This is a genomic window from Neisseria sicca VK64, from assembly GCF_000260655.1.
Classification (GTDB): Bacteria; Pseudomonadota; Gammaproteobacteria; order Burkholderiales; family Neisseriaceae; genus Neisseria; species Neisseria sicca_B.
In genome coordinates, this window is the sequence record NZ_AJMT01000100.1 from 1 (window position 1) to 8441 (window position 8441).

Annotated in this window: 10 protein-coding genes; 3 read left to right on the forward strand and 7 right to left on the reverse strand. The window is 52.3% G+C overall.

All coding sequences use genetic code 11. From position 1 onward, the window contains the following. Both HMPREF1051_RS06215 and HMPREF1051_RS06220 read left to right on the forward strand, forming a co-directional pair. Nucleotides 1–482: hypothetical protein (locus HMPREF1051_RS06215; RefSeq protein ID WP_231286283.1), on the forward strand; the 482-nt coding region annotated here is incomplete at its 5' end. An 88-nt stretch (nucleotides 483–570) separates the two neighbouring features. Continuing rightward, nucleotides 571–1119: a hypothetical protein gene (locus tag HMPREF1051_RS06220; protein WP_003765937.1), complete on the forward strand. Its 549-nt coding sequence runs from the start codon at nucleotides 571–573 to the stop codon at nucleotides 1117–1119. Nucleotides 1120–1241: 122 nt separating this feature from the next. Here the strand turns inward: HMPREF1051_RS06220 and HMPREF1051_RS06225 are convergent, their stop codons facing one another. The 7 genes from HMPREF1051_RS06225 to HMPREF1051_RS06255 all read right to left on the reverse strand — a co-directional run bounded on the left by HMPREF1051_RS06225 (nucleotide 1242) and on the right by HMPREF1051_RS06255 (nucleotide 7339). Continuing rightward, a complete protein-coding gene (locus tag HMPREF1051_RS06225; RefSeq protein ID WP_003765918.1) occupies nucleotides 1242–1880 on the reverse strand; it encodes a 7-carboxy-7-deazaguanine synthase QueE in 639 nt (212 codons plus the stop codon). Then, a complete protein-coding gene (locus HMPREF1051_RS06230) occupies nucleotides 1877–2248 on the reverse strand; it encodes a DUF1304 domain-containing protein (protein ID WP_003765914.1) in 372 nt (123 codons plus the stop codon). Before HMPREF1051_RS06230 ends, HMPREF1051_RS06225 begins: the two co-directional genes overlap by 4 nt. Nucleotides 2249–2478: 230 nt before the next feature. Beyond that, nucleotides 2479–2901, reverse strand: a complete 423-nt coding sequence (gene queD / locus HMPREF1051_RS06235; protein WP_003765929.1) for a 6-carboxytetrahydropterin synthase QueD — start codon at nucleotides 2899–2901, stop codon at nucleotides 2479–2481. A 10-nt stretch (nucleotides 2902–2911) separates the two neighbouring features. Beyond that, entirely contained in the window at nucleotides 2912–3427 is a 516-nt protein-coding gene (locus HMPREF1051_RS06240) for a DUF1543 domain-containing protein (protein WP_003765935.1), read from the reverse strand. 51 nt (nucleotides 3428–3478) lie between these two features. Beyond that, on the reverse strand, nucleotides 3479–4816 hold the full coding sequence (locus HMPREF1051_RS06245) for a DUF3482 domain-containing protein (RefSeq protein ID WP_155815300.1): 1338 nt from the start codon (nucleotides 4814–4816) through the stop codon (nucleotides 3479–3481). A gap of 61 nt (nucleotides 4817–4877) precedes the next feature. Further along, on the reverse strand, nucleotides 4878–6227 hold the full coding sequence (locus HMPREF1051_RS06250) for a DUF2868 domain-containing protein (RefSeq protein WP_003765922.1): 1350 nt from the start codon (nucleotides 6225–6227) through the stop codon (nucleotides 4878–4880). Between the two features lie 128 nt (nucleotides 6228–6355). After that, a complete protein-coding gene (locus tag HMPREF1051_RS06255) occupies nucleotides 6356–7339 on the reverse strand; it encodes a hypothetical protein (protein WP_050901441.1) in 984 nt (327 codons plus the stop codon). Nucleotides 7340–7505: 166 nt separating this feature from the next. Here HMPREF1051_RS06255 and HMPREF1051_RS06260 point away from each other — a divergent pair. Further along, the coding region (locus tag HMPREF1051_RS06260) for a hypothetical protein (RefSeq protein ID WP_003765933.1) at nucleotides 7506–8441 on the forward strand (936 nt) is incomplete at its 3' end.

Here is an 8441-nt window from a genome sequence, read left to right on the forward strand (position 1 = left end):
AAAAGTTGTATTCTATAGCAGAGACACCTAACAGTATCTGTGGGGAAACCCGCATCCGCAGTCCTCGAATGACTGACAATTCCGAAGAACATAGAAAAAAATGGGAAGATTATCATAATATGTATGATGAGTTCACCAAAGAAGTGTTGGTATTTATGAGGGACAATAACGGTTTTGCCTACTTGGATAAAACCAATAACCCTAAAGGAGAAATAACAGCTTTACCTGCATACCGGATGGTAGAATTCTCCTCAAAAAACTGTAAAACATTTTTAGAGTCCAATAAGCTCTTAATTTATAGTGCTATTGCAAAAAACAATTTAGTGAAGAATGCTAGAAAATCAATAGATGTTACAGATTATCTGATAAACTTACTAGTGCAACTTTATGGTTACGGTGAAAGAAATCGAGTAGTTGACATTATTTCAGAGATATTTTCCAACCAGCCCAAAATAAAGGAAAAACTACATGATGAATTCTAAAAATCAATTATAGCAAAAAAATTGTATAATATTTCAGATAAAGACTTTATGCCTTCACATAATTCATTACATCAAAAAGAAAATCATCATGAGTAAATATTACGCAATAGGGATTTTAATGTTGCTCTTACAATGTAAAGCCTATGCAGAAGTTACTTTAATTCATGGGTTTATACCTATAGTTTATAATTTAAGCAAATGCGGTGATGAAGAAAGAATAGTACATATCCAAGATAAGGAGACATGGAAAACCATTCAAAAAGATAATGACAAATTTCTCCGTGATGTATTAGTATTTATGCATGATAATCACGGTTTTGATTATTTAGAAACAGTGAGAAATGATCCTTTTAAAGTCGTTATCTTGCTTGAAGAAGATGCAGAGGTTCGTTTATCCCGTCAAAATTGTGCCAATTTTTTGGCTGCAAACCAAAAATTGATTCGTAAGGCAATAAAACATAATCTTTCCCATTCTGGGCAGCCGCCTATAGATGTACTATCCTACTTTATAGATTTGGAAAAACAATTATACAATGATTCATTTGAATGGAGTCGCATACAAGATGATATAGATGTTTTAAAAGACCGGCCTGACATCAAAAATGAGATAGAAAACAGATTATATTCGAAATCATAATTAAGGTTATATTATGTCTTTTGCAGTATTATGCTTATTCCTAAGTTCATATTTATAGTAGTTCAGAAAGTGTGCTGCTGACAAGGAACAGCGGCTTACTTTTTAAGCCTCTACTTCCTGTTTTACTCTATCCCCGCCCATTTGTGCGTCTGCACGCTCAACTGCCAATGCACGGGCGCGTCGGGGCGGCTGTTTAAGATACCGATTTGGCGGATGGTGTCGTAGATGTTCATCACACCGTTTTGTTCGCAGGGCGAAAGGTAGTAATGGCGCGCACGGATTTTGCGTTCCATGTTTTGGCAGAACGCAACGACATCGCCGTCGGCAACGATGCGTACTTCGTTGGCTTCGGCGATGCAGTTTGTTTCATATTTGGCGGCGTAGCAGGCTTTGGGGCTGGTGGCGACGTAGTCGATTTGCGGCGGCGCGGGCTTGAGTCCGTTGGTTTCGATACAGAGGAAATAGCCTTCCGCCTTGAGCGCGTCCAACAGCGTATCGAGATGCGGCTGTATGGTCGGTTCGCCGCCGGTGATGATGATATTGCGGGCGGTGTAGGTTTTCAGACGACCTAAGATGTCGGACAGGCTCATCATGCCGAATTTCAAATAATCGGTATCACACCAGCCGCACGCCAGATTGCATTTGCCCAAACGGACGAAAACGGCAGGCATGCCCGTGTTCCAGCCCTCGCCTTGCAGGCTCTCGAAAATTTCAACGATGCGGTATTGCGGATTTTCGGGGGCGACGCTGATTTTCTTCATACCGCCAACACCGCTGCCGCCGCCAGCATCGCGGGCAAGCCTTGTTTGACGAGTATGCCTTTGTTGCCGGAAGAGAACGCGCCCCATGCGGCGGCAATCAAAACGAAGCCGAGAAACAGAATCGTCGCGCCGTAAACGGCATTGTTCGGCGCGGCAAACCGCGACCACACCAGCCCGATGCCCAAAAAGCCGTTATACAGCCCTTGGTTGCTGAACAGGGTCTGCACGCGCTTTTGCTCCATAAATTCATGAGGCAGCTTGAACATTTCCGCCGCTTTTTCGCTGGGAATCTGCGTCATTTCAAGCCAGGCGATGTAGAAATGTTCGGCGGCGACGAGGAGGACTAAGAGGGTGGAGAGGAGTTTCATAGGTATTCCTTTGAATGGGTATGTTTGATATGAAAGGTCGTCTGAAACATAGGCAATCGGGTTTTCAGACGACCTTTTTGCTTTTTAACGGATGATTTTGGCTCGCTGGTATAGTGGATTAAATTTAAATCAGGACAAGGCGACGAAGCCGCAGACAGTACAGATAGTACGGCAAGGCGAGGCAACGCCGTACTGGTTTAAAGTTAAGCCACTATAAAAACCGCACTCCCCTACTCCCCTTCATACTCCGCACACGATGTCGGCGTTTCCCACAATTTCACGCTGCACACTTTCAGCCCCGCGTTTTTCAAACGGTCGTACATTTCGACCGCCATATTTTCGGCAGTGGTGCGGCAGGGCAGGCACAGGGTTTTCATGTTCCAGCCCTCCAAGAGCGCGGCGATTTGGCATTCGCGACCGTTGCCGCCATTGTAGATAAACGCATGATCGAAGGGGTCGGTAATGTGTTTTTTCACAATGGCTTTGAGGTCGGTGAAATCCATCACCATGCCGTCTTTCGGCCCGCCCCGTATGGGGTCGTCTGAAACGGTGATTTCGATTTTGTAGGTATGTCCGTGCAGGTTTTGGCATTTGCCGTCATGCCCGTCGAGCATGTGCGAGGAGTCGAAGGTGAATATCTTGGTAATTTTCATGGTTTGTTCTTTAAATCGGTAAATAGCCCTGAAAGCCCATTTCGGCAGGCTTGCCGTGCGGATTCGGGGTCAGGCGGATGGTGTGATTGCCGATGCGGTCGAGCCGGAGCAGGTTGTCCACGTCTTTTAGGTTGTCTTTATGCTGCTGGACATGGTCGGTCAACAGGGTTTGCAGGGCCTTTTGTTTGGCTTCGGCGGGCGTGGCGGCGGCAAACAGTCCGAAAGCGTGCGCCTCGGCAAGCTGTCCCGCGCGATAACCACCGACATTGACGAAATACAGGTGCGGGACGTTTTCAGACGACCCCTGCGGCTCGGCGTGGTCGGATACATCGACATCGTAACCGTCCACCCATTCGACAACCTGCCAGCCGTCGATGTGGATTTTGTCCGCATCGCCGAACCATGCGGCTTTGAGCGCGGGGATGGCTTCACGGTAGTCGTCGCACACGGCAAATTGGATATCGTGCACTTCTATATTGGAGCGTCCTGCGTTACCGCCGAGATAGAACATATAAAGTTTGGGCATCTTCATCCTGACGTATTTTTGAAGTTTGGGAACCTGCCATTCTCCGCCTGCTTACCCGCCCAATTTCCTACTCAAACTTTCCGTATATTCCTCGCGTTCGGAGCGGCTGGTTTCGGGGAGGTGGGTGTTGAGGGACGACCATTTCCACCTGCTGCGCGCTTTGTTGAGTTCGGACGGGAGTTTGTCCGGCGTCCAGGGCGCTTTGCGGCTGTGCAACTCGACTTGCGATTGCGCCGCATGGCCACGCGTTTGCAGGATGTGGAGCAAATCGAGGGCGCGGGCGGCGAGCAGGGTCAGGGTTTCGGGGTCGGTGTGCAGGGTTTGGCGGCCGGTGAGCTTGTCGGAAATGGTGCGGGTATTGGGCAGGATGCCGCCCAAAAAGCCGCCGATTGCCGTACCCAAGCCGAGCGAACCGCCGAGCGTGGCGATGTCCAGCCCCAAGCCGATGAGTGCGCCGGTTGCCGCGCCCGTGCCGGTACGGATGCCGTATTGTTTGAGCAACTCGCTGTCGAACGGATCTTGATGGAAGGCTTTGGGTACCCAGTCGCCGCCGTCGATTTCGCTGTGGTAGAAGCGGTAGAGGGCAAACAGCCGCTGCTGCATCTGTCGTTCGAGCTGGCGGATTTCTGCCTGCATGGTTTGCAGGACGGGCGCGGGGTCGTCGTTTTCGTCGATTTCCTGCGTGAAGGCTGCCACATCGAGCAGGAAACCTGCGATTTCGTGCCGCGCTTCTTTGTCCAGACGCGTCCATTCGCGGCGGCGGGAAGCGGTCAGACGGTCGATGATGTCGTGTTGCGGCAGCATGGTGGCGAGCTTGTTCCATAGGTTCAATTCGCCTTCAAAATCGAAGGCGACAGTGTCGAATCCTGCGAAAACGTGCAGGTTGCGGCGCGCCAACATGGTCGTCCACGCTTCGGGAAGCTGTCCGCCGGTAAAATTGAACACGGGCATGACCGGTTTGGCGCACCATGAAAGAATGGTCAATTCATCCCGATATTTGTCGAGGACGGGTTCGCGCGCGTCGATGACGTACAACGCCATGTCGCTTTGCAGAAGCTGCCGCAGCACTTTGGCTTCTTGGTTGAAATCGTGATGCGCGCCGTGGCTGTCGAGGAACTTTTGCAGCCGCTCGATGCCGTCGGCGCGTGCATCAGTGTGGGTTTCAAGCCACTCCAAAACGCCGCCCGCGTCTTCGAGTCCGGGCGTGTCGTACAGATACAGCAGCGTATCGGCGCCGTCGGTAATCGCGGCTTCTTCAACATGGCGCGTGGTGGACGGGGCGTTTTTGACTTCGCCAAAGCCGCTGTCGCGCAACAGGGTGCGCAGGAGCGAGGTTTTGCCGGTATTAGTGTGCCCGACGACGGCGAGGGAAAGGGGTTGGTTGTTCATCATATTTTGAAAGAATGGATTTTCAGACGACCTTTTCAGGATGGCGGCTTAACAAGGCATTTCAAGTGCGGTCATTGGTTTTCAGACGACCTTCCTGCGCCGCCTTGTCAGGTTCCAGCCATGCCACGTCGCACTCTGCCAGCGCATTGCGCCAGTGGTTCAATGTTTCGGACAGGTCGTCTGAAAGCGTCCGCTCCGTCAAAAGCTGCACTACCGCCCCGCCCTGCGCCGCTTCCGAAAGCCGGACAATCTGCCGCAACACGCCGCGGTCGGGGACGGTTTCCGCACGCACGCCGATGAGGAGCTGGGCGGGTTTCTGTTTCAACTCCGCTTCCAAAGCGGCAACCTCTTCCCGATTCGCCGCCACGCCTTTATCCAGCCATTCCTGCGCCAGCCTGCCCGCAAACCATGTGCCTTCGTGCCATTCGGTTTCCAGCATGACTGCCCACTTGGGCGCGTCGTTTAAGGTGATTTTCGGGGAAACGGCGGACACGGTTTCCCGACGCGTGTCCGCATCGACGATTTTATTCTGCCAGCGGCGGATGACCGCCTGATAATAAGGCTTCTCCAAATCCAGCTTGCTTTGGCTTGTTTTTAAAAAGATTTTACATACCGCCCAAGCCAGCAGGCGCGGCAGGATGCCGTAGCAGGCAATGCTGCCGACCAACAAGCCCGACCACGCGCGTGCATCGGCGATGTTGCCGTTCAGACGACCTTCGACCACCGCCCGCGCATCGGGGGCGGGGAAACCGAGTTTCGACGGCAGCCATGCCAGCATCTCCACCGCGCGTACCGAAGCGGCATTGGTCAACAGCGTGCTTTCCCAGTTGAACGTATATTGGCGTACCAAAAGCAGCAGCAATACCGACACCAGCATCCCGCTCAGGGTGCAGAGCCACAAGCTGTGCGAAGTCGCGCCGGCGATCCAACGCGCCGAAGGCTGCCGCCATTCGTCCGCATACAGCCGAAACACCGCCTGATTGACGGGGTCTTTACCCCGAAACCACGTCGCCGGACTGCTGAAAAACCGCCCCACTTTCACACGCAGGAACAACGTTGCCAACCATACCGCCAACATCAGCGTATTCATGCCCAACACGCCTGCCAAAATCAGGAAAAAATTCAGCCCTTGGCTGTCCATCAGAAGGTAAGTGCCGGAAAAGCCGCCGCTAAACATCATTGTCGCCGCCACGATCCACAGCCAAAACGACCCGGTCCGCACTTGTTCCAAGGTATGCCGAAGCCGGCGGTCTCTGTCTATCATCTCCGCGCGGCGGATGATTTTTCCTTCCACGCCGCCCTCGACATGACGCAACGCCTCCGTCGCCTGCACGGGATCGCCGGCAAAAATATAGCCGCCCTCTTCCAAAATACGGACAAGTTCGGCGAGTTTTCGGGATGGGTTCAACATAAAAAGGTCGTCTGAAAGGGATAGTGAAAACGCAAAGATTTTATCACAGCCCTTTTCAGACGACCTTGTATTTTAAATATGCGGCTCAGGCAAACCGTTTATTTCAAGCTGCGGCGGGAAGGTTTCCACTATTCCCCGTCTTGGAAAATCACGTCGTTTTCAAACCGCGCCATATTGTGCAGCCCGTCGGTCAGGGCGACGCCTTTCAGTTCGTGGCGGCGAACCAAGTCCAACGCTGCTTCCTTGCCGGAAACGGGATGGCAGCGGGCAGGACCCATGTGTTGGAAGCGGTCGGTGTAAAAGAGGTATAAATAACCGTCCCGCGCGTAAAGCCCGCCGTCTTTGCGGTTTATCCCGACAAAAAGCGGCTGCTCCGCCAATTGGTTCCAAACAATATATTTCACGGATTTCGCCAAATCCGCCGAATATTTTTCCACCAACCCGATCAGTAGCACATTCTCTTGCGGCGTGTTGCCGGCAAAAAAACTCAGCAATTCGTCATCTTCGACATTTGTAAACTGCTTGAACAACTCCTCCGCCCGCGCGGGTGTAACCTTATAGGGATTGGCAAAACCGACGATGGCTATCGGATGAAATTGCAGCGGCAGCTTGGCATCGGTACCGATGGACAACGCTTCCATTTTTTCTCGGGAAGCCGCCATGCCGTCCGCGCCGTTGACACGCATCAGCCACGAAAGCGCGCATTCGAAATGCTCGCCGTCCTGTCCTCGGTATTCCATCAGTTGAATGCCCAACGAGTGCGCGACACGCAGGACATTACTCAAATTATTGAACTGGTCTGCCTTATCCAACGCGCCGACCAAAGCGATGCCGTCTAAAGCGCCGTCCTGTCCGTCTGAAAAAGCCCGCGCCGCTTCATAGCTTTCAAACACATATAAAACCGTCCGCCCGTCTTTCAGACGACCTATATAAGGGATGCCCGTCCCTTCCGACACATCCGCCTGCATGGCAGACAGCGGCACATACACTTTATCTTTCGCATAAATCGCCCGCGCCGCGCCTTCGCTTTTTTCCTGTGCGGAAAGTCTGCGCGGCTCTTGTGCCGTTTCGCCGGACGGCTTGTTCCCAAAAATTTTCGACAAAATACTCATTCGGTTTTCCTTAATGTATTGGTATACGCCCGCCTGACTGCTTTTCTGCACAACAGAACGGCGGCAAACCGGGCGCGCAAGATTTTATCACAGCCTTTTTCAGACGACTTGCATTATCCCTAAGATACCGTCCATAATAGCTTTATGCATTAAGCAAGGAAAAACAATGACTATCCGAACCACGACGTTATCCCTACTCACCCTGCTCACCCTCTTCCCCACGATTGCCGCCGCGAAAGACGAACCGCCCGCCGACGGCGACACTTGGGTGGACCACCGCCACGAAGCCGTTTCCAAACGCTTGGACAAATGGTCCAACCGCATCGACGACTGGTTTGGCGAACCCGACCCCGACCACCCTGCCGACGCCAACCTGCGCGTCATGCTCGATACCGAATGGAACCCTGACGACAAGTTTACCGTGACGCCCCGCGTACGGGGTCGTCTGAAACTGCCGACCTTGGAGAAAAAAGTCCATGTGATTTTCGGTGACGACTCTTTGGACGACGAGTTGAAACACGAAGCCAACGCCTACCGCAACCGTACCAATACCAACGGCAGGATATTCGACGCATCCCAAAGCCGCGACAACAACGCCTCCCTTGCCGTACGCTGGTCTGAAGTATTTGCAAAACAGCGCACCGATACCGACTTCGATATCGGTATCCGCTCCGGCAGCGACCTGTTCGCCCGTGCCAAAAGCTCGAGCAATTGGCAACTGACCGACAACATCGACACCCGCTTGGAACAAATCTACCGTTACGGCATCAAGAGCAAACACCATGTCCGTACCAACTGGGAAACGCGTTACATCCCCAGCGAAAAAAGCTTTATCGCCAATCAGGCACACCTGCAATACGAACACGATAAAACCGAAGACTGGACATGGGGCAACAGCCTCTTCCGCCAACACAACCTCGGCAAACACCGCCACGTCAACTACGGCGTGTACACCGGCGGCAATATCGAAAAACGCAAAGCCGCCCTCAATACCTACGGTCCGAGACCTTTGCAAAATTTCTTTTCCTCCAACAACCGAAACCCAAAAACAGGTTTTCGGCTGTTTTCTCCCCCAATCACTCCTAATTTTACCCAAATACCC